This window comes from Nocardia sp. JCM 34519.1, from assembly GCF_020361265.1.
Classification (GTDB): Bacteria; Actinomycetota; Actinomycetes; order Mycobacteriales; family Mycobacteriaceae; genus Nocardia; species Nocardia arthritidis_A.
The window spans coordinates 108,713-129,150 of the sequence record NZ_JAIRBR010000003.1 but is presented as its reverse complement, the minus strand read 5'-3'; the positions used below and the strand labels follow the sequence as shown (position 1 = coordinate 129,150).

17 protein-coding genes are annotated in these 20,438 nt (G+C 67.3%); 10 read left to right on the top strand and 7 right to left on the bottom strand.

Going from position 1 to position 20,438, the window contains the following annotated elements; genetic code table 11:
• Positions 1-64: 64 nt before the first annotated feature.
• The gene (locus tag LGY53_RS10155) at positions 65-1,816 is read right to left on the bottom strand and encodes an acyl-CoA dehydrogenase family protein (protein WP_225726406.1); all 1,752 of its coding nucleotides are present in this window, start codon (positions 1,814-1,816) and stop codon (positions 65-67) included.
• A gap of 148 nt (positions 1,817-1,964) precedes the next feature.
• Here LGY53_RS10155 and LGY53_RS10150 point away from each other — a divergent pair, with 148 nt between their 5' ends.
• Together LGY53_RS10150 and LGY53_RS10145 are read left to right on the top strand one after the other, a co-directional pair.
• A complete protein-coding gene (locus LGY53_RS10150; RefSeq protein WP_225726405.1) occupies positions 1,965-2,450 on the top strand; it encodes a MarR family winged helix-turn-helix transcriptional regulator in 486 nt (161 codons plus the stop codon).
• A 24-nt stretch (positions 2,451-2,474) separates the two neighbouring features.
• Complete coding sequence (locus LGY53_RS10145; protein ID WP_225726404.1) at positions 2,475-3,776, top strand: NAD(P)/FAD-dependent oxidoreductase; 1,302 nt, start codon at positions 2,475-2,477, stop codon at positions 3,774-3,776.
• 49 nt (positions 3,777-3,825) lie between these two features.
• On the opposite strand, the gene LGY53_RS10140 is transcribed toward LGY53_RS10145, so the two are convergent.
• Positions 3,826-5,574, bottom strand: a complete 1,749-nt coding sequence (locus tag LGY53_RS10140) for a proline--tRNA ligase (RefSeq protein ID WP_225726403.1) — start codon at positions 5,572-5,574, stop codon at positions 3,826-3,828.
• Positions 5,575-5,632: 58 nt separating this feature from the next.
• Between LGY53_RS10140 and yaaA the strand changes: the two genes are divergently transcribed.
• A complete protein-coding gene (gene yaaA / locus LGY53_RS10135) occupies positions 5,633-6,376 on the top strand; it encodes a peroxide stress protein YaaA (protein WP_225726773.1) in 744 nt (247 codons plus the stop codon).
• A 69-nt stretch (positions 6,377-6,445) separates the two neighbouring features.
• Entirely contained in the window at positions 6,446-7,186 is a 741-nt protein-coding gene (locus tag LGY53_RS10130; RefSeq protein WP_225726402.1) for a hypothetical protein, read from the top strand.
• Between the two features lie 178 nt (positions 7,187-7,364).
• Here LGY53_RS10130 and LGY53_RS10125 read toward each other — a convergent pair whose 3' ends face one another.
• On the bottom strand, positions 7,365-8,129 hold the full coding sequence (locus tag LGY53_RS10125; protein ID WP_225726401.1) for a crotonase/enoyl-CoA hydratase family protein: 765 nt from the start codon (positions 8,127-8,129) through the stop codon (positions 7,365-7,367).
• Between the two features lie 37 nt (positions 8,130-8,166).
• Entirely contained in the window at positions 8,167-9,732 is a 1,566-nt protein-coding gene (locus LGY53_RS10120; protein WP_225726400.1) for an acyl-CoA dehydrogenase family protein, read from the bottom strand.
• Between the two features lie 103 nt (positions 9,733-9,835).
• Here LGY53_RS10120 and LGY53_RS10115 point away from each other — a divergent pair, with 103 nt between their 5' ends.
• A complete protein-coding gene (locus LGY53_RS10115; RefSeq protein WP_225726399.1) occupies positions 9,836-10,468 on the top strand; it encodes a TetR/AcrR family transcriptional regulator in 633 nt (210 codons plus the stop codon).
• A gap of 1 nt (position 10,469) precedes the next feature.
• Here LGY53_RS10115 and LGY53_RS10110 read toward each other — a convergent pair whose 3' ends face one another.
• Positions 10,470-11,093, bottom strand: coding sequence for a metal-dependent phosphohydrolase (locus LGY53_RS10110; RefSeq protein WP_225726398.1), 624 nt, complete (start codon positions 11,091-11,093; stop codon positions 10,470-10,472).
• A gap of 276 nt (positions 11,094-11,369) precedes the next feature.
• Here LGY53_RS10110 and LGY53_RS10105 point away from each other — a divergent pair, with 276 nt between their 5' ends.
• Entirely contained in the window at positions 11,370-12,290 is a 921-nt protein-coding gene (locus LGY53_RS10105) for a hypothetical protein (protein ID WP_225726397.1), read from the top strand.
• Between the two features lie 63 nt (positions 12,291-12,353).
• Here LGY53_RS10105 and LGY53_RS10100 read toward each other — a convergent pair whose 3' ends face one another.
• On the bottom strand, positions 12,354-13,931 hold the full coding sequence (locus tag LGY53_RS10100) for a PucR family transcriptional regulator (RefSeq protein WP_255663917.1): 1,578 nt from the start codon (positions 13,929-13,931) through the stop codon (positions 12,354-12,356).
• A gap of 149 nt (positions 13,932-14,080) precedes the next feature.
• Between LGY53_RS10100 and LGY53_RS10095 the strand changes: the two genes are divergently transcribed.
• The 3 genes from LGY53_RS10095 to LGY53_RS10085 all read left to right on the top strand — a co-directional run bounded on the left by LGY53_RS10095 (position 14,081) and on the right by LGY53_RS10085 (position 17,975).
• On the top strand, positions 14,081-15,571 hold the full coding sequence (locus tag LGY53_RS10095) for a CoA-acylating methylmalonate-semialdehyde dehydrogenase (RefSeq protein WP_225726395.1): 1,491 nt from the start codon (positions 14,081-14,083) through the stop codon (positions 15,569-15,571).
• Between the two features lie 91 nt (positions 15,572-15,662).
• The gene (locus tag LGY53_RS10090; protein WP_225726394.1) at positions 15,663-17,030 is read left to right on the top strand and encodes an aspartate aminotransferase family protein; all 1,368 of its coding nucleotides are present in this window, start codon (positions 15,663-15,665) and stop codon (positions 17,028-17,030) included.
• Positions 17,031-17,192: 162 nt separating this feature from the next.
• Positions 17,193-17,975, top strand: coding sequence for a DUF1707 domain-containing protein (locus LGY53_RS10085; protein WP_225726393.1), 783 nt, complete (start codon positions 17,193-17,195; stop codon positions 17,973-17,975).
• On the opposite strand, the gene zomB is transcribed toward LGY53_RS10085, so the two are convergent.
• Positions 17,972-19,804, bottom strand: a complete 1,833-nt coding sequence (zomB, locus tag LGY53_RS10080; protein ID WP_255663916.1) for a flagellar motor control protein ZomB — start codon at positions 19,802-19,804, stop codon at positions 17,972-17,974. The genes LGY53_RS10085 and zomB overlap by 4 nt on opposite strands.
• Positions 19,805-20,015: 211 nt before the next feature.
• On the opposite strand from zomB, the gene LGY53_RS10075 reads away from it, so the two are divergent.
• Complete coding sequence (locus LGY53_RS10075; RefSeq protein WP_225726392.1) at positions 20,016-20,432, top strand: PPOX class F420-dependent oxidoreductase; 417 nt, start codon at positions 20,016-20,018, stop codon at positions 20,430-20,432.
• Positions 20,433-20,438 lie beyond the last annotated feature (6 nt).

Below are 20,438 nucleotides of genomic sequence, written 5' to 3'. Positions count from 1 at the left end.
TGCCCGGCGAGGTTTGCCGCCCGTCGCCCCGTGTCGCTCCGGGACGACGAGCGTCACTCCGGTGCTACGGACGCATTTCGTATGCGCCGTCGTAGGATTCGACGCGCGACCACACGCGGTCGAAGCGGCCGCGGTCCGCGGCGGGACCGCGCAGCGCGGCGATGGCCCAATCCCGTTGTGCGGCGGTGGCGGACGGCTTGCCGTACAGGGTGGTCGCGTAGCCGTTGAAATCGCGGACCTGGAAGTCGAAGATCTGGTCGATCAGATCGCGGTCCAGTCCGGTGATCGCCGCCTGTTCCAGGATCAGCTGGCCATACACCACCAGCGAGAACAGGTGGCCGATGGTCAGCATGAAATCGAGGTCCAGCTGCTGTTCGGCATCGGGCGCCGCGGTGGCGAGCAGCGTGCGCAGCGCCTGGGCCTGTTCGTAGAAGCGGGCGACATTCGGTATGTCCGAATGCTTTTCGTACACCGGAGCCCAGTCGGCGAACTGCACCTTGCCCGCGCCGCGAGCCGGGCCCTGCCGCCAGAAGAATTCGTCGTCGGCGGCGTCGCGCCGGGTGCCGATCTCCGGGTAGTCCTTCGGGTTGAACAGGTAGTTCGGCATGAACTTCAGGATCTGCCCGACGTTGACGTGCACCGTACCCTCCAGCCGGGGCAGGGTGTTGATCAGCCGCTGCACCTCGGCGAAGTAGGTGTTCTTCTCGAATCCCTTGGCGGCCAGCACATCCAGCAGCAATGTCATGACCGTCTCGCCCTCGGAGGTGACCTTCGACTTGGTCATCGGGTTGAACAGCAGGTAGCGCCGGTCGTCCAGGCTCGCGCTGCGGAAGTAGTCGACGGCGCGGTCGCTGAACAGTTTCATCGCGACGGTGCGCGCGTACGCGTCCACGAAATTGGTTCGCACGTGCGGGAAGTCGGTGACGCGCTTGCCGTACAGGATCCGGTTGTGCGCGTGGGTGATCGCCTCGTAGAAGGAGTGCTCCACCATGCCGATGCCGCCGTGGCACAGGTTGAACTTGCCGACGTTGACGGTGTTCAGCGCGGCCGAGAAGGCCTCGGGGCCGGTGTGCAGGATGTCCTCGGCGCGCACCGGGTAGTCCTCCAGCCGGAAGGTGCTGACGTACATTTGCTGGTGCACGACATTTCCCAGCAGATGGTAGTTCTCGTGCCTGCTGTCCGCGGCGAACCACACGTAGCCGTCGGCGTCGTCGATATCGGCCCGGCGGGAGAACACCGAAACCATGCTCGCCACATTGCCGTTGCCGATGTAGTACTTGGATCCGTTGGCGCGGAACAGGATTCCGGCCTCGGCGTCGGCACTGCCCGGTTCCGTCGGGGTGAGCACCAGGTCGGTGTTGTAGATATCGGCGCCGTGTGTCTGCTCGGACAGGCCGAACGCCATCACCTCACCCGCGGCCAGGTCGGCGGCGGCGCGCTGCTTGGCGGTGACGTTATCGCTCTGCCAGATCGGGCCGAGGCCGAGGATGGTCACCTGTTCGGCGTACCAGTACGCCAACCCGTAGAAGCCGAAGATCTCCGACAGCGCCGCATTGCGGGCGGCGTCCCAGCGCCGGTTCGGATCGCCGTCGGCGTATGCGGCGGGGGTCAGGAAGGTCGCGAACAGCCGCTCCTTCTTGACGAAATCGAGGAAGTCCGCGGTCCAGACCGCATCCGCGTCGTCGGCGAGCAGCCGCACCTTGCCGCGCGACTCGAACCACTCGATGGTGGCCCGCAGCAGCCGCCGCGTCTCGGCGTCGAAGTGCTGCGGGTCGTAGGTGTTCGGATTGAACAACAGCGCGTCGGTGCTTGTCATGACGGTTAACTTACCAGCGAGTAATAGCAGCACCAGCCCCATCTACCGACGCGCGACCAGCAAATCTTGCCTACGGAACCGTAGGTGGCCCCGGTTGGTTTCGCCCGAGGGTCTTTTGTTTCACTGAATCAAATGATATATTTGTTTCATGGAAGCAAATAAAGATCAGGTATCCCGCCTGGTACGCGCCACCGCCCGCTTCGCGGAGGCATACCGGCAGGGCACCGCCCGCGCATTCGACCCGGTGCGGGTCGGTGTGCTGCGGTTGGCCGCCGAATCCGGCCCGCTGCGCGCCGGTGAGATCGCGGAGCAGTTGGATGCGCTCCCCTCCTCGATCACCCGGCATGTCCAGGCACTGGTCGAATCCGAACTGGTGTCGGCGGCCCCCGATCCCAACGACCGGCGCGTCGTGCTGGTCGAGGCCACCGAGGCGGGTCGCGCGGAGCTCCAGAAATTCCAGGATGTGGGCAATCAGGTGTATGCCGAGGTGATCGCCGACTGGTCCGCCGAGGATGTGGAAACCCTGACCCGCCTGCTCGACCGGATGATCGATTCCTGGTCCGCCGTGGGCTCCTCCCGCCAGCAACAGGCAAACAAACGTCACTCCCACCAATTCGGCTGGAGCCGAATCTAATTCAGCGATTACGAAGGAAAAACCATGCCCACCAACGAACCACTGAAGGTCATCGTCGCCGGCGGCGGCATCGGCGGACTCGCGCTGGCCAACGGCCTGCGCCGCGCCGGTGTCCAGGTCTCGGTCCACGAACGGGAGACCCTGCGCACCGACCGGCTGCAGGGCTTCCGCATCCATATCAGCCCGCACGGCAGCCGCGCACTCGCCGAACTGCTCTCCCCCGAGATGTATTCGACCTTCGTCGCCTCATCGGGCAAGGGCGGCAACGGATTCGGCTTCATGACCGAACAGCTGAAGACGCTGTTGCAGGTCGATCCGGAAGCGCCGGACGAGAATCCGGCGGGCGGCGGGCATTTCGGCGTCAGCCGGATCACGCTGCGGCAGATCCTGCTCGCCGAACTCGGCGATACGGTCCGCTACGGCAGCATGTTCGAGCGCTACGAGCGGCTGCCGGACGGCCGCGTGATGGCCCACTTCGCCGATGGCGGTTCGGAAATCGGCGATTTGCTGGTCGGCGCGGACGGCGGCACCTCACGGGTGCGGGCACAGTATCTGCCGCACGCGCGGCGGGTCGAGACCGGAATCGTCACCATCGCGGGCAAATACGCGCTCACCCCGGAATCGCGCGAGCGGCTCGACGCCCGGCTGCTGGCCAACCCGATGAGCATCATGCCGCCGAGCGGCTGCGGAATGTTCATCGCCCCACACGAATTCGACATTCCGGCGCGGGCCGGCATCGGCGAAACCGAGGCCGGTGCTGAGCCCGGTCTGCTGTTCGACAACACCCAGCCCTATATCTTCTGGGCATATGCGGCCAAACGCGAGCGGTACGGCGTCGACCTGGACGCGCTGAGCAGCGCCGAGCTGCACGAGCTGGCGGGCAGGATGACCGCGGACTGGGCGCCGGAGCTGCGCTTCCTGATCCGCGCATCGGACAGTGACGCGACGACGCTCATCCCGATCAAGACCTCGGTCCCGATCGAACCGTGGCAGACCACCAATATCACCCTGCTCGGCGACGCCATCCACAGCATGACCCCGTTCCGCGGGATCGGCGCGAATACCGCGCTGCGCGACGCGCGGCTGCTGTGCCGCAACCTGATCGCCGCCGATCGGCGCGAAATCGCCCTGCTGGACGGCATTCACGCCTACGAACGCCAGATGATCGATTACGGCTTCCGGGCCGTGCGCGATTCGCTCACCACCGCGAACCAGACCGTCTCCGACAACCGATTCAGCCGCCATGCGGGCAAGGCCTTCTTCCGCACCGCGAACGCGATCCCGGCGATGAAGCGAAAGATGTTCGCGGACTTGGGCACCGAATGATCCGCGAGGTATCGCGGCCCCGACGGCGCACCGTCGAGGCCGCGACGGCTCAGCCGCGGATCTTCGCGACGACCGCCTCGACCGCGGTTTCGGCCGGAATCTCCACGCTCTCGCCGCTGAAACGATCGCGCAGTTCCACCTTGCCCTCGGCCCAGCCCCGGCCGATCACCAGAACCCAAGGCATACCGAGCAATTCGGCATCCTTGAACTTGACGCCCGGCGAGGCGGTGCGGTCGTCGAACAGCACGTCGAGGCCCTGGGCGTCCAGCCCGGCCACGACCTGCTCGGCGCCGGCGCGGGCGGCGTCGTCCTTATTGGCGATCACCACGTGCACGTCGTACGGCGCGATCTCGGACGGCCAGCGCAGACCCTTCTCGTCGTGCTGCTGCTCGGCGACCACCGCGACCATGCGCGAGACGCCGATTCCGTAGGAACCCATGATCAGGCGGACCGGCTTGCCGTTCTCGCCGAGCACGTCCACCTCGAAGGCGTCGGTGTACTTGTAGCCCAGTTGGAAGATGTGGCCGATCTCGATGCCGCGCGCCGCGACCAGCACCCCGCGCCCGTCCGGCGACGGATCGCCGTCGCGGACCTCGGCGGCCTCGATGGTGCCGTCGGGGGTGAAGTCGCGACCGGCGACCAACCCGACGACGTGCTTGCCGGGGGCGTCCGCACCGGTGATCCAGGCGGTGCCGGTACCGACCCTCGGGTCGACCAGGTAGCGAATACCGTTGTCCTGCAATGCCTTCGGGCCGATGTAGCCCTTCACCAGGAATGGGTTCGCGGCGAAATCCGCCTCGGTGAGCAGATCCACCTCGGCCGGTTCGACGGCGGCGCCGAGCCGCTTGTCGTCCACCTCGCGGTCGCCGGGGACGCCGATGCCGAGGATCTCGGTCTTGCCGTCCGGGTACCGCAGCTTCACCATCACGTTCTTCAACGTGTCGGCCGCGGTCACCGGGCGATCCAGCACACCGGCCGCATTCGCCCAGTCGACCAGGGTCGCGATGGTCGGGGTGTCGGGGGTGTCGTGCACGACGGGCGCGGGCAGGCCGTCGATCGGCCGCGGTTCGGGCGCCGGGGTGACGACGGCCTCCACATTCGCGGCGTAACCGGATTCGCGGCAGATGACATAGGTGTCCTCGCCCACCGGGCTGTCGGCCAGGAATTCCTCGGAGGCGCTGCCGCCCATCGCGCCGGAGGTGGCCGCGACGATGACGTACTTGACGCCGAGTCGCTCGAAGATGCGCTGGTAGGCCTCGCGGTGCGCGTTGTAGCTCGCCTTCAGGCCGTCCTCGTCCAGATCGAAGGAGTACGAATCCTTCATGATGAACTCGCGCCCGCGCAGGATGCCCGCGCGCGGACGGCCCTCGTCGCGGTACTTGGTCTGGATCTGGTACAGGATGACCGGAAGATCCTTGTACGAGCTGTATTCGCCCTTGACGGTGAGCGCGAACAGCTCCTCGTGGGTGGGGCCGAGCAGGTAGTCGGCGCCCTTGCGATCCTGCAACCGGAACAGGGCGTCACCGTATTCGGTCCACCGGTTGGTGGTCTCGTACGGTTCGCGCGGCAGCAGCGCCGGCAGCGAGATCTCCTGCGCGCCGATCGCGTCCATCTCCGCCCGCACGACATCCTCGATCTTGCGCAACACCCGCAACCCCAGCGGCAGCCACGAGTAGACGCCCGGGGCGACGCGGCGGACATATCCGGCGCGGACGAGGAGTTTGTGGCTGGGCACCTCTGCGTCGGCGGGATCGTCACGCAGGGTACGCAGGAACAGTCGGGAGAGGCGGGTGATCACGACAGCACAGGGTAGTCGCTGGCCGGAGGGTGTTCGCAACGCATTACCGTATTCGCTCGTGCTGGTGTTGCTGCCTCCCTCAGAAACCAAGTCCGACGGTGGTTCCGGCGCGCCGCTGGATCTGGCCGCGCTGACGATGCCGCAGCTCACGGGCGTGCGCGAGCGGCTCATCGACGAGTTGGCCAAGCTGGCAGCCGAACCGGACACCGCGCGAACGGTGCTGGGTCTCGGCAAGGGGGCTGATGCCGAGATAGCCAGGAACGCCGCGCTGCGCACCTCGCCGACCCGGCCCGCACTGGAGCGCTACACCGGTGTGCTCTACGACGCACTGGACGCGAAATCCTTCACCAAGGCGCAGCGGGCCAAGGCGCTGGCCCGGCTCGGTATCGGGTCGGCGCTGTTCGGCGCGGTACGGGCGGGCGATCCGATTCCGGCCTACCGGCTCTCCGGCGGCACGAAACTGCCCGGGCAGCCGACGCTTTCGGCGATCTGGCGGGATTCGCTCGCCGACGCGCTGGTCGCCGAGGCCGACGGCGACCTGGTGGTCGATCTGCGGTCGGGCAGCTATCAGCAGTTGGGCCGGGTGCCGGGCGCGATCACCGCGAATGTGCTCACCGAACATCCGGACGGCAGCCGGACCGTGGTGAGCCACTTCAACAAACATCACAAGGGCCTGCTGGCCAGGGCACTGGTGCTGACCAGGGCGGAGCCGGGCGATATCAGGGCGGTCGCGCAGGTGGCGCGCAAGGCCGGGCTGCGCGCCGAAATCGCCGGGCCGGCCGAACTGCTGATCATCACCTGATTCGGGGCCCGAAATCGGCTCCCCCACACAACCTTTGATCAACACCGCATCCGACAGTATTCTGCCGCGGTGGGCTTCTACGACTACCGGTGCATGATCAGCGGCGTCAGTCTGAAGGGCGCGGATGCGGTAGCCGTGGCGGTGCACCCCGCCGAAAACGGTTACCGGCCGCTGAGTCTCGGTGTCACGGGCCAGTACGACCGCTTCGGATCCGTCGACGGCGTGCTGGAGGACCGCGGCACCGAGGTGCTCGCCGAATACTTCCTGGCCCGGCTGCGCGACGGGCGCTTCGCGGTGGATCCGAGCTGGATCGGGTTGTCCCGCACCAACGAACGACTACATATCGAGGACCTCTTCCAGTCCTTCGAACGCAACTACGGCGCGCTGGAGACGGTGGACGCCGCGGTCGCGACCCTGGACGGGGCGCCGATCTTCCTCGCCCTCATCGCCCGCGCCGTATGGGACGCGTTCGCCGAATCCGATGCCGAGGCCGCGGAAGACGATCTGGCACAGGTCTTCCGAGGCTCGCCGATCGCCGCCGAAATCTACGGTCCGCACCGGACGGATCTCGCGCCGCAGCTGCGGCGGCTACGCACCGTCGACGAATTCCTCACCGCCAACGGGCTGCACTGGGCGCCGGAGTGCGACCCGAACCAGCGCTATGCCGAAAAGCCCGGCACCCAACATTTCTCGGACGATCTGCGGGGCTTCCTGGAACAGGCCGAACTCGATTACGCGGAGGTGCCGGTGATGCGGCGGGCGCTCGCCGCCTATGCGGAATCGATCCGGGACCTGCTCGACGACGAATGATCGTCTTGCGCGCCGAGGCGGTTCCGTTGCGACCGAGCCCGTCTCGTTGTGCGCTGAGCCGGTCTCGTCGCGCGCCGAGCCAGCCCTGTTGCGCGCCGAGCCAATCCCCGTTGCGCGCCATGCCGATCGGTGACGCGCGAACCGGTCCGCCGCCCGCCGGACCGCCTTGATCCGGCTGTCAGCTCCACGCGCGGGTGGGGCGGCCGGATTCGTAGCGGTCGAGACCGGCGCTGAACTCCCCCGTTTCGAGGGTGCCGGTGCCGTGCCGGAATTCGTTGAGCAGTGCGTCGTCGAGGTCGCGCGACCACTGCTGATAGCTGGAGAGGCGGTCGCTGCGCAGCGCCGCCTGCGGCCGGGCGGCGATATCCGCGGCGAGTTCGCGTGCGGCGGCGAGGGTTTCGCCGGGTGCGGTGAGCCGGTTCGCGATACCCATCCGCTCGGCCTCCACGCCGCTGACGCCGCGGCCGGTGAGGATGAGATCCAGCGCGTGCGAGTGGCCGATGAGCCTTGCGATGCGCACCGTCCCGCCGTCCATGAGGGGTATTCCCCAACGGCGGCAATAGATTCCGAAAACGGCGTCCCGGGCGGCCACCCGCAGATCGCACCAGGCGGCCAATTCGAATCCGCCCGCGACGGCATGTCCCTCGACGGCGGCGATCACGGGTTTGCCGAGCAGCATGCGGGTCGGCCCGACCGGACCGTCGCCGTGCGCCGCGATCCGGCTGAAGCGTTCGGGATCGCGCATGGCTTGCAGATCCGCGCCCGCGCAGAAGGTTTCGCCCGCACCGGTGAGCACCGCGACCGATAGTTCCGGACAGGCGTCGAAGCGGCGGAAGGCGTCGGCCAGTTCGGTCGCGGTCGGCCGGTCGATGGCGTTGGCGACCTCGGGCCGGTTGATGGTGATGACGACTATCGGGCCGTCGATTTCGTATTCGATCGGCATGAGCATCCCTTCGGATATGGTCGTTGATCAGCGGAAGTTATTGCGGCAGAGCGCGTTCGATGATGGCCGCGGTATCGGTGCCGGATGGCAGCGTGCCGTAGGCCAAGCCGCGGTCGGGGCCGAGCCGCCCCGCGCAGAAGGCGTCGGCGACGGCGGGAACCGAATACCGCACCAACAGGCTCGCGTAGAAGGCCAGCGCCAGATCCTCGACCAGTCGCCGGGCCTCGGCTGCGGGTGTCGTGCCGTGTAGTACGGCCGCCGCGCGGGTCGCGGTGCGCTCGAGGTGGTCGTCGAGGAGTCGGTTGCCACCACGGGCCGCCGCGCATTCGCCGAGGAACGCGTCCAGTGTTTCCGGGTTCTTCCCGATGCCGCGCAGCACGTCGAGCGCGGTCACGTTGCCGGAGCCCTCCCAGATGGCGTGCACCGAGGCGTCGCGCAACAGCCTTGCCAGACCGAATGATTCGCTGTAGCCATTACCGCCCAGACACTGCATGGCCTCGGCGATGTGACCCGTCACCCGGCCACACCCCCAGTATTTGGTGATCGAGGTGGCCAAGCGACGCAGCGGGGAGCCGAAATCGTCGTACATCGCGGCGAGTCGCAGCATGCCCGCGGTGGCCGCCTCCGATTCGATGGCCAGATCGGCCAGCACATTCGCCATCGCGGGTTGGTCGACGAGCCGCTGTCCGAAGGCGCGGCGGCGACGGCAGTAGTGGATGGCCGCCGCGACGGCGGCGCGCATCTCCGGCGCGACGGCCGGACCCAACCGGGCGTATCCGAGATTGTGCACCAGCGGCGCCATACCCTGGCCCGGCGTGCCGACCAACCACGCTCGCGCACCGCGGAATTCGACCTCCGCCGTGGGCAGCGACCTGGTGCCGAGCTTGTCCTTCAACCGGATCGGCCGCACACCGGGGCCGCGCTCGACGAGGAAGCAGGACAGCCCATCGGAGGTCTGGGCGAGCGTCAGGAAGATATCCGCCATCGGCGCCGAGACGAACCATTTGTGGCCGTGCAGTTCCCAGGCGCCGTCACCGCGGTCGACGGCGGTGGTCAGCGTCGCGCGCAGGTCCGAGCCGCCCTGCTTCTCGGTATATGCCTGTCCCGCAAGGGCATTGCGGCCCGGCCTCGGATCGGTGAGCCGAGGAACCCACAGCGCCGCGAGTTCCGGAGCGAAACGCTCCAGCACCGGAACGGCCGCGAGCGTCATGATCACCGGGCACAGCACACCGGTATTCACCTGTCCCCAAACGTATCCCAGCGCATTGCGGACGACGAAGGCGCCTGCCCTTCGCTCCCGCCAAGGCAGCGAAGGCATTTCGTGCTCGACCGCGGTGTCCAGCAGCCAGGACCACGACGGATCGCATTCGATGCGATCGATCCGGCCGCCGTCGCGATCCAGGCCGTGCAGCCGTGGCACGTTGCGTTCGGCGCGCGCGGCATGTTCGGCCGTCTGTTCGGCGGCGGCGATGCGGGCCAGCCGCTGCACCCGCGGCAGGCCCCACGGCGCGTGGCGGGCCAGCCCCTCGCACAGCGCGACATCCAGTTCCAGCGGATTATCTTCGGCGGCAACGGTTTCGACGGATACGGCAGCGCGGGTCACGGCGCACCTCCCTGTGACGAGTGATGTGCACCATCCGAACACAAAAAGTGATGTGACGTCAATTCTTTTTTGTCTGGACTCCCCGTCATGGAGACTGTGGTGCATGGACACTGTCGCGGCACCGTCGACGAGTAAGGGTCAGGCCACCCGCGAGCGCCTGCTCGCGGCGGCCCGCGCCGAGGCGGTCGAATCCGGCGGGCATATCGAGGTGGCCGCCGTCGCCGCGCGCGCGGGCGTGGTACCCAGCCTGATCAACCGCTATTTCCGGTCCAAACCCGGCCTGGTCTGCGCGCTGGTCGACGAATTCTTCGACCGATTCGAGGCCGAGGTGCTGCGGCTCGATCTGGACGCGACCGGCACCTGGGCCGAGCACGAATACGCGCGCCTGATCAAGGGCGTCGAATTCAATTACGCCGATCCGTTCGCGGTGGTGCTCTACGGGCAGCTCACCCGCGATCCGCTGGTGGCGCAGACCGAAACGGCACGCATCGAGGCGATCATCCGCGGCACCGCGGCCGGTATCCGCCGGGCCCAGCGCCGCGGCGAACTTCCGGCGCGGATCGACGCGGAGCTGGCCGGCGCCGCCATGTTCGGCGCCATGCGCCAGGTGATGGTCGCCGCCCTGCGACGCACCCCACCACCCTCCCCCACCGCCGTCGTCGACATCCTGTGGCCGCAGGTGGCGGCGTCCGTCGGGCTCGCCGCCGCGGCCCGAAATCCCTTGAAGGGCCAGTGACTCAGGCGGTCAGCCCGGCCAGTTCGCCCGCCAGATTCGCCCTGGCCCGCGCCTCGAACCGAGCGCGGCCGGTGGCGGTCCGGAACAGCGTCGGCGCGGCGGCGAGCGCGCGCAGTATCTCGGCCCGGCCCAGCCGGAACGCCTCGTCCGGAACCTGCGCGTACTCTGCACGGACGGCCGCCGTGTACGCGGCATAATCGGCCGGGCTCGCGGCGAGAATCGCCAGATCCGCGTCGCACAACACATTTCCGTTGCGATCACCCGGCCCCGGCGCATGCTTCGCGGTCAGCCGGACGAGGCGGCCCACCTCCGTGATCAAGCCGCTTGCGACACCGATGGATTCGAGCGCCGACTCGGCCAGCTCGGCGCTGCGTTCCTCGTTGTCGGGACGGCCGATCTCGTAGATCGCGTCGTGGAAGTAGGCGGCGAATCGCACCGCGTCGAGATCGTCCGCGTCGGCGGCCAGCTCATCGATGACGTGCAGCATGGCGGACAAATGCTCGACCGTGTGGTACCGCCGATGCGGCTCCTGATACCGCCGCACCAAATCGGCTCCCACCGACCATGTTTCGGGCCCGGCCAGGTCGCTCCACCGTTCGAGCAGATGCTCTGCGGTCGTACTCATTCGCCCAGTCTCGCGAACGGTCCCGCCGCGGGCAATACTGTGCGACCGCATCGCTGGGCACAGCCCGATTCAGCAGCGCAGCCAGAGCACTGAGACGGTGGGATCGGTGGGGCGCGCGGTGGGGCGCGGGCGCGGGCGGACGCCGGGAAGGCGGATCCACCGTGGGCGAACGATTCTCATCATCCGAACTCCGAGACGACGGACGACATGTGCTGTGGTCCAGCGGATTTCGGCCGCGGATGCGGCCTGGGAATACGATAGCCGACATCGCGGCCCGTGCGTGCCCGATCCGCCGGCGATCAAACCTCGAGTCGACGTGATGTCTCTCACATTCTGCGGCCGATTCTAATATCGGAATACCTGCACGACAATGATATTCGCGGCCGTCGAACCGAATTCGCCAATCATTCAACTATTTCACTCAGGCTTGTCTCAGTCTCGATTGCTTTCCTCGATTCCGGCGCCGCAAAGTGTGAGCGCGACAGATCACAAAGGTGCGATTTGCCTGCCATGCACAATGTTTCCCGAAAAACCGCATTGCGAATTACCGCTGCCTCGATGGCGGCGGCGGCCCTGATCGGGCCCGCCGTAGTCGCGGCCGGACCAGCCCAAGCGGCAAATGATCCCGGCGTCAGCGAGCAGCGACGTCTCGTCGCGGACGAGTACGACAAAAACGGATACGACCGGCAGGGCTATGACCGGAACGGCTACGACCGGAATGGTTACAACAAATCCGGCTACGACCGATCCGGCTATGACCGGCAGGGTTATGACAAGGACGGCTACAACAAATCGGGTTATAACCAATCCGGTTTCAACCGTTCCGGCTACGACAAGAACGGGTTCGACAGATTCGGAAATGACAAGGACGGTTACGACCGGTACGGCTACAAGTCGGGTTACGACAAGAACGGTTACGACCGTCGTGGCTACGACAAGGACGGTTACGACCGGTACGGCTTCAACAGCTCCGGGTACAACCGGTGGGGCTACGACCGAAATGGCTACGACCGCAACGGATTCGATCGCGCCGGCTTCGACCGCAACGGCCTCGACCGCAACGGCAATCCGCGCCCGGCGCCCGCGCCGCCCAAGCCGCTGCCCGAGCCGGTCGAACAGTTCCTGCGCCAGCTCCCGCCGCCGGTCGAGCAGGTGGTGCGCCCGCCGGTGACCGCCATCTTCCAGCTGCTGCCGTAGACGTTGCGGGCCTGCCCCTTTCGATGGATGAAAAGGGCAGGCCCGCAGCCGATCACGAGAGTCCTACAGTCTGTCGGCGACGGTCTGCGTTGTCGCGGTCAGATCGCGGATGAGCAGCGCCGCGTGCAGCGAGGTGCGCGACTCGCCGTCCTCCAGGTCGACGTCGAGGATGCGTTCGATGCGGGCCAGCCGGTCGTACAGCGTCGGCCTGCTGATGTTCAGCCGCCGCGCGAGTTCGGTCTTATTGCCCGCCAGGTCGAGGAATTGGCGCAGCGTGCGCGTCAGGTCGGCCGAATGCCGGATGTCGTAGCGCAGCAGCGCGCTCAGCTCGGTTTCGGCGAACCGCTGCACGCCCGGTTCGTTGCGGATCAGCGAGAGCAGCCCGCGCAGCCGCACATCACCGCTGCGATAGAACGGCCGGTTCGCGGCCATGGAGAGCGCCACCTCCGCGACGTGCGCGGCGTGCGCGAGCTCGCGTGCGGTGTCGAGTAGCGAATCCGATTCCGCCCCAACGCCTATCACCACCCGGTGCACCCCGTCGACGCGGCGCGTCTCGCCGGTGATGGCATTGCACACGCCGCGCAGATTCGCATCCGGTTCGGCGCCGCGCGCGACGGCGAGGATCATGCTCACCCGGTCGCCGTGTTCGGCCGCGATCAGCGCCGTCGCCTTGGCCAGTCCGAGCCCGTGCGTCACCGCGTCCAGAATGCCCGCGCTGCGCCGCTGCGCGGCCACCGGATCCGATTCGGCAAGGGCCGCAACGTGTATCGCGAGCGGCACATAGGCGGCGCGGCGGGTGAGCCCGAGCGCGGCGGCCCTGGCCTGTGCCTCGCGCTCGTCGAGCACCCGGCCGTTGACCATATCGTCGATCAGGCCGGTCTGGGCCCGGCGATGAAGGCCGAACCGGTCCCGGTCGATCATCCGGTGCAGGGTGAGCGTCTGCGCGGCCCGTTCCAGCACCATCCTGGCGCGCGGTGTCGGCACATGATGCGAGCGCAGGATCAGCCTGCCCCACGGCTGGGTGTGCGGGCCGACCGCGACCACATCGTCGGCGGTATCGGGCAGCAGGCGCGAGGTGGTCTCCCAGTTGTCCAGGACGGCCGAGGCGGTGGTGTGTTTGACGGTCAGCGCGAGCACCCGGTGCGCCAGATCCTCCAGCACCACCGGTGCGTCGAGCATGCCCGCCGCCGTCTTCACGATTTCGCTCAGCGAGGCCCGGCGCACGCTGAGTTCGGTGAAGGTCTCGTGTACGGTGCGGGCGAATTCCAGCTCCGCGTATTGGTCGGCGACGATCATCCGGTGCACCGCCTCGGTGATCTCGACGAAGCGGGTCACCCGGTGCAGCGCGATGACCGGAAGTCCGAGCGCGTCGGCGGTTTTCGCGACAATGGGCGGCAATTCCGGGACGAACGAACCCAGTTCGACGACCAGACCCGAAACATCCGCCGCCGCAAGGGCGTTCAGATAGTCGACGGTGGCGGCGTCACCGTGCGCGAGCGCCTGGCCGGTGGTGAGCACGAGTTCGCCGCCCACCAGCAGCTCGGCCACCGCGGGCAGATCGATGACGTGCACCCAGCGCACCGGACGGTCCAGCGCGCCGCCGCCGACCACCTCGGGCCGCGCGGCGCGCACCACCGGCATCGCCAACACGTCGGCAACGGAGGGCACCACCCGACGAATCGTAATACGAAACTCGAAATCGCATACAAATCGTCGATGCTCCGAGCATGCTCGATGCGGAAGAGTCGAGGTCGGTGGCGGCACCTGCCGACGAAGCGAATCGAGGAGATATGCAGACAATCGCGCATTGGATCGACGGCAAGGCGTTCGCGGGTGCGGGTGCGGGCACGCTGCCGGTGACGAATCCGGCCACCGGCGTGGTCACCGGGCAGCTGTGCCTGGCCACCGCCGAGGATGTGCGGGCCGCGATCGCGTCGGCCGCCGCGGCCTTTCCGGAATGGCGCGACACCTCGCTGGCCCGGCGCACCCAAATCCTGTTCCGCTTCCGCGAACTGCTCAACGCGCGCAAGGAGGAGTTGGCCGCACTCATCACCGCCGAGCACGGCAAGGTGCTCAACGATGCGCTCGGCGAGGTGACCCGCGGCCTCGAGGTGGTCGAATTCGCTTGCGGCATACCGCATCTGGTGAAGGGCAGCTTCACCGAGAACGCCTCGACCAAGGTGGACATCTTCAATATCCGCCAGCCGCTGGGGCCGGTCGCGATCATCTCGCCGTTCAATTTCCCGGCCATGGTGCCGATGTGGTTCTTCCCGCTCGCCATCGCCGCGGGCAATACGGTGGTGCTCAAGCCGAGCGAGAAAGATCCGTCGGCCTCGCTGTGGCTGGCCGAGCTGTGGCACGAGGCCGGGCTGCCCGCCGGCGTATTCAACGTGGTGCAGGGCGACAAGGTCGCGGTGGACGAACTGCTGGACAATCCGGGCATCAAGGCCGTGTCGTTCGTCGGCTCGACCCCGATCGCGAAGTACGTCTACCAGCGCGGCACCGCTGCGGGCAAGCGGGTGCAGGCGCTCGGCGGCGCGAAGAACCACATGGTCGTGCTGCCCGACGCGGACCTGGACCTGGCCGCCGACGCCGCGGTGAACGCGGGCTTCGGTTCGGCGGGCGAGCGCTGCATGGCGATCAGCGTGGTGGTCGCGGTCGGCTCGATCGGCGACGAACTGGTCGCGAAGATCAAGGAGCGCGCGCTCACCGTCAAGACCGGCGACGGCACCCGCGGCACCGACATGGGCCCGCTGGTAACCAAGGCGCATCGCGACAAGGTCGCCGCGTACGTGGCCGCGGGCGAATCCGAGGGCGCCACCGTGGTACTCGACGGGCGCGGTATCGAAGCCGATGGCGCGAAGGACGGATTCTGGCTCGGCCCAACGATTCTCGACAACGTCGGCACACAGATGAGCGTGTACACCGACGAAATCTTCGGCCCGGTTCTGTCGGTGGTGCGAGTTGACAGCTATGACGACGCGCTGACTATGATCAACGCCAACCCCTACGGCAACGGCACCGCTATCTTCACCAACGACGGCGGCGCGGCCCGGCGCTTCCACAACGAGGTCGAGGTCGGCATGGTCGGTATCAACGTGCCGATCCCGGTTCCGATGGCCTACTACAGCTTCGGCGGGTGGAAGAACTCCCTCTTCGGCGATACGCACGCACACGGCATCGAAGGTGTGCACTTCTTCACCCGGGCCAAGGCGGTCACCAGCCGCTGGCTCGATCCCAGCCACGGAGGTTTGGAACTGGGCTTCCCGCAGAACAAATAGCAGACACCGCGGCGTGAGCTCAGGCCCGGAGGAGGCAGCCTGCGTAACCACGCAGGGCCGCGAACGCCGCAAATCGAACGGAGATTTCGTTATGACGCTCCCGAACGGCCTGACGCAGGAGCAGGCCAGGCAGGAGGCGGCCCGCGCCTACGAGTTGGACCGCCTGCACGTGTTCCACTCGTGGTCGGCGCAGCAGCAGCTGACCCCCATGACCATCACCGCGGCCCAGGGCTGCTACGTGTGGGACGGGGACGGGAACCGCCTGCTGGACTTCTCCTCGCAGATGGTGAATACCAATATCGGCCACCAGCATCCGAAAGTGGTTGCGGCCGTTCAGGAGCAGGCGGCGAAGCTGTGCACGGTCGCCCCGCAGCACGCCAACGGCGCGCGCTCCGAGGCGGCCCGGCTCATCGCCGAGCGCACGCCGGGCGAGCTGAACCGGATCTTCTTCACCAACGGCGGGGCCGACGCGGTGGAGCACGCGGTGCGGATGGCGCGGCTGCACACCGGCCGGTACAAGGTGCTCACCAGGTACCGCTCGTACCACGGCGGCACCGACACCGCGATCAACCTGACCGGCGATCCGCGGCGCTGGCCGAACGATCACGGCAACAGTGGCGCCGTGCACTTCTTCGGACCGTTCCTGTACCGCTCGCAATTCCACGCGACCGACGAAACCGAGGAAACCGCAAGGGCTTTGGCGCACCTCGAACAGACCATCCTGTTCGAGGGACCGTCGACCATCGCGGCCGTCGTGCTGGAATCGGTGCCCGGCACGGCCGGAATCATGGTCCCCCCACCGGGATATCTCGCCGGCGTGCGCGAACTGTGCGACCGGTTCGGCATCGTCTTCATCGCCGACGAGGTGATGGCCGGATTCGGCCGCACCGGAAAGTGGTTCGCCATCGAGCACGCCGATGGCGTCGTCCCGGATCTGCTCACCTTCGCCAAGGGGGTGAACTCCGGCTATGTGCCGCTCGGCGGCGTCGCGATCGGCCCGGCCATCGCCGCCACCTTCGACGAACGCCCCTACCCGGGTGGCCTCACCTACTCCGGCCATCCGCTGGCCACGGCCGCGGCCGTCGCCACCATCACCGCCATGCGCGACGAGCGCATCGTGGAGAACGCCGCCGATATCGGCGCCCGGGTACTCGGCCCCGGCCTGCGCGAACTCGCCGACCGCCACCCGAGCATCGGCGAGGTGCGCGGCCTCGGCGTCTTCTGGGCGCTGGAACTGGTGCGCGACAAGGCAACTCGTGAACCTCTCGCCCCATACGGCGGCACCGGCCCGGCCATGACCGAGGTGACGGCCGCCGCCCGCCGAGCCGGACTCCTCCTGTTCGTCAACTTCAACCGAATCCACGTGGTACCCCCGTGCACCATCGACGAAGCCGAGGTCAAGGAGGGTCTGGCCATCCTCGACCAGGTCCTGACCATCGCCGACCGGCACACCGTCTGAGCGACGGTTCGCAACAGCCGGACGCGGGCACACCTGCCCGTCGTGGTCTCGAGCACAGTGGCTGTCCGGTGCCGCGGTGCGGGAATAGTGTTGAGGCCGACGGCATCGATGCCGGGCGGAGCCGTCGGACACTATTCGACCGGCGTTCTGCTGGGGGACATCATGGCAGAACCTCGTCTCAGGGCCGGTGATGACGACCGGGCCGATACATGCGCCGTGCTCGACAAGGCTTATGCCGCAGGGCAACTCGATATCAACGAGCACGAAACGCGGGTCCGGCAAGCCATCTCGGCGGCCACGGTCGGTGATTTGGCGGCGCTGGTCGCCGATCTTCGGATACCGGAGCACACACCGCCGCCTCGGCGCGGTATGCGACGAGCCGTGCTGGCGACGGTCGCCGCCGGACTCGTGGTGGTGTCGAGCGTTGTGATCGGCTTTGTCGCGGGCCGGGATTCGCGGCCGAGCCCATCCGCGGGTCCGGTGGGAATCGATGCGCGCATCGAGTTTCCGGTCCACACGTCGACGCCGCGCCTGGATACGGTCGACGGGCTCAACACGCTGATTGCCGCTGCGCGTAGCGAATTCGGCCACACCATCGTCACACACCTGGTCGTATTGCCGGATAAAGCCGATCTGTCGGTGTCCGCGGCCCGGAGTCGGATCCATATCGCGAGTGAATACACCTACGCCGGTGGCCATTTCGGGCTGACCATCCGCGGGGTCGGAGCCGTGGACGGTCCCGAAGTCGACATCTCTCGAATCGATCTGCCCAAGATCGTCGAACTGCTGGCGCAGGCGCCGAAAACGCTCGACATCGCCGACCCGAACGCCGTGTGGTTCGAGGTTTCGGGAGCGGGCGGCGGGACCGTGACCATCCACGCGACGAACGTGCACGGCAAGGCGGGTGCCATCGATTTCGGCCTGGATGGGACGCCGAAACGCTAGTTATAACCGAGCACTCGGCAGCGCTCGATCTCGTTCTCCGGCACCCGGTCGATGCGGTATCTGGCGTACTCCAGCGACTTCTGGATGTTGCGCCGGAATCGGTCCGGGGTCAGCGGGGCGCGGGTCGCGTCCAGCAGGTCGCGGGTTTGCGGGCAGGTCATGGCGGTTCGGATCCGGGTCACCCAGCCCTCGTCCAGGAACCACGGCATCCACGGATGCCGGTCCACCATGCCCGCATCGACGACCGCCCAGTCCGAATCCAGATTCTTGTCGTGGCCGATGCGCGCATTCGGGAATCGAAAAGTATGTGCGGCAAGCGGATACGCCAGCCCCACCGGATCGATGACGCGGACGTCGAGCGGCATATTCATCCCGATCATGCCGAGGTTCACGTAGAACACGGTATGTCCGGCGCCGCCGTCCGGGACCGGCCGCGGTGGCGGGACGATATGCCAGTTCGTGAAGGTCGGCGAATTGATCAGCAGGCCGCCGTTCGGGCTTGCGGCGATATCGCGGACCATGGCGCGCATCCGGGGGTAGTCGAGGTAATCCTCGGCACGGATCGGGTGCGCGTGGCCGGTATTCTGGACGTAATAGAGCCGCTCGTCCGCTATACCGGCGGAACTGATCCTGCTGCCGGTCTCGATCGCGGTCGTATCGGCCGCGAACAGCGCCCAGCCGGCGGTCGCGGCCAAGGCCGCCGACATTATCAGCCGGGTTCGGCGCGAATCCGGCTGGGCGGCCGAAGGTTTCAGCGGCAGCATCATGACGGGCAGCAGGAGGCAGAACAGCGGTGGCAGCAGCGTTCGGCCGTGCATGAAATCGCCGCCGACGCGAATCTCGTAGCCGGTCAACAGAACACCGCTACCGGCCATGAGGGCGACCACCGCGGCCGGGGTCCGAAGCCACCCGCCGACCCGAGCCGGTTTCCGATCGAATCCGGCGGACCGCACCGCAACGATCGCCGCGACACCCAGCACGACGAGCGGAACCCAAAGCCAGTACGGCCCGACCAGATTCCACAGGTAGCCGAGCCCCTGCCGCCATTTCGCACCGGCCGCATCCTTGGCGACGGCCGTATTCGGATACGGCAGACCGTAATAGCCCATGCGCCAGATCTGATACGCGACCGGCGCCAGGCCTGCCACCACAACGATCAACGCTCGCATCCGGATCCCCACGGGCGACGCGCAACAGATCATGAGCAGCGCGAGCGCGCCGACCACCGTCAGCTCCGGCCGGATCAGCGGCGCCAGACCGGCGACGAAGGACGAAACGAAAACATCTGCCGTGCCCGCCTTTTGGGAACGACTCCAGCGGATCAGCAACCACCACAGCACCGCAAGCCAGCAGATGACCAGACCGGATTCCAGCCCCGATGTGGCGTAGTCGCGGGCCGGCGGCACCGCGATATAGACGAGAGCGCCCGCGGGCAGCAGCAATTGGGCCCCGCCGACACCCCACAACCGGGCAGCGCCCAGCATCGCGAAGGCGATGGCGGCGACCGACAGCGTCAGCGCGGCGCCGAGCGCGACGTACTCCAGTCGCGCCCCGGTCAGCCAGCCGAAGAACCAGATGAAGTAGGTCCAGGCCGTGCTGGTGTTCACCTCGACGCGCTCACCGGCATTGAAGACCGGACCGTTGCCCGCCAACAGGTTTCGCACCGTCCGCAGCACGGTGAGGCCGTCATCGGCGATCCAGCGCCGTGTCCAGCCGCCGATCGCGAAAAGCGCGGCGGTGATTGCGATTCCGCTGACGAAGGTTATGCGCGATCTCTTCGATACACCCGAAAGTTCTTTTACCGCAACAATTTCGGGCGAGATTGTCAGTGTCACCTATGCGGACCGGACACCAGCCGGAAGCCGACGGATACGCCGAGCGCCATCCGGCCGCCCGCATAGGTAACTCATGGGTTCTCCCGATCATTCTGGTACGGGCGAACCGTACCGCGCGGCGCCGATGCGGGCACACCCCACAATCTTCGGGGCCGAATTCACCGGGATCGGGAATCGGATCCGGCCGGAGTTTGTTCCGTGGAGGATGACCACCACCACAGCCGTGCTCTCCGATGAGCTGAAGAAGTACATCGACGAGAACAACGTGTTCGCGACCGCCGCGACCATCGGGCCGGACGGGCATCCGCATCTCACCGTCATCTGGCTGGAACGCGACGGCGACGAGTTGCTGTACTCCACCACCGTCACGCGTCAGCAGGCCAAGAACATCGCGCGCGACCCGCGCGTCACGGTGATGATCGCCCCGCCGGAAAACCCCTACGCCTACGCCGAGATCCGGGGCACGGTCACGATCACCCCGGACCCGGAGAAGACGCTGCCGAACAAGCTCTCGCTGAAGTACACCGGCAAGCCGTACCTCGAATTCAATCCGGCCTCGGTGGACGATTCCGACCGGATCATCGTGCGCGTCACCCCACGTAAGGTCACCGGACGGCTGTGAGAACCC

Coding starts and splice junctions, on each gene's coding strand:
- LGY53_RS10115 (WP_225726399.1), top strand. CDS start 9,836: ATGGACACTGTCGCGGCACCGTCGACGAGTAAGGGTCAGGCCACCCGC.
- LGY53_RS10095 (WP_225726395.1), top strand. CDS start 14,081: ATGCAGACAATCGCGCATTGGATCGACGGCAAGGCGTTCGCGGGTGCG.
- LGY53_RS10150 (WP_225726405.1), top strand. CDS start 1,965: ATGGAAGCAAATAAAGATCAGGTATCCCGCCTGGTACGCGCCACCGCC.
- LGY53_RS10075 (WP_225726392.1), top strand. CDS start 20,016: ATGACCACCACCACAGCCGTGCTCTCCGATGAGCTGAAGAAGTACATC.
- LGY53_RS10085 (WP_225726393.1), top strand. CDS start 17,193: ATGGCAGAACCTCGTCTCAGGGCCGGTGATGACGACCGGGCCGATACA.
- LGY53_RS10110 (WP_225726398.1), bottom strand. CDS start 11,093: ATGAGTACGACCGCAGAGCATCTGCTCGAACGGTGGAGCGACCTGGCC.
- LGY53_RS10100 (WP_255663917.1), bottom strand. CDS start 13,931: ATGCCGGTGGTGCGCGCCGCGCGGCCCGAGGTGGTCGGCGGCGGCGCG.
- LGY53_RS10125 (WP_225726401.1), bottom strand. CDS start 8,129: ATGCCGATCGAATACGAAATCGACGGCCCGATAGTCGTCATCACCATC.
- LGY53_RS10090 (WP_225726394.1), top strand. CDS start 15,663: ATGACGCTCCCGAACGGCCTGACGCAGGAGCAGGCCAGGCAGGAGGCG.
- LGY53_RS10155 (WP_225726406.1), bottom strand. CDS start 1,816: ATGACAAGCACCGACGCGCTGTTGTTCAATCCGAACACCTACGACCCG.
- LGY53_RS10145 (WP_225726404.1), top strand. CDS start 2,475: ATGCCCACCAACGAACCACTGAAGGTCATCGTCGCCGGCGGCGGCATC.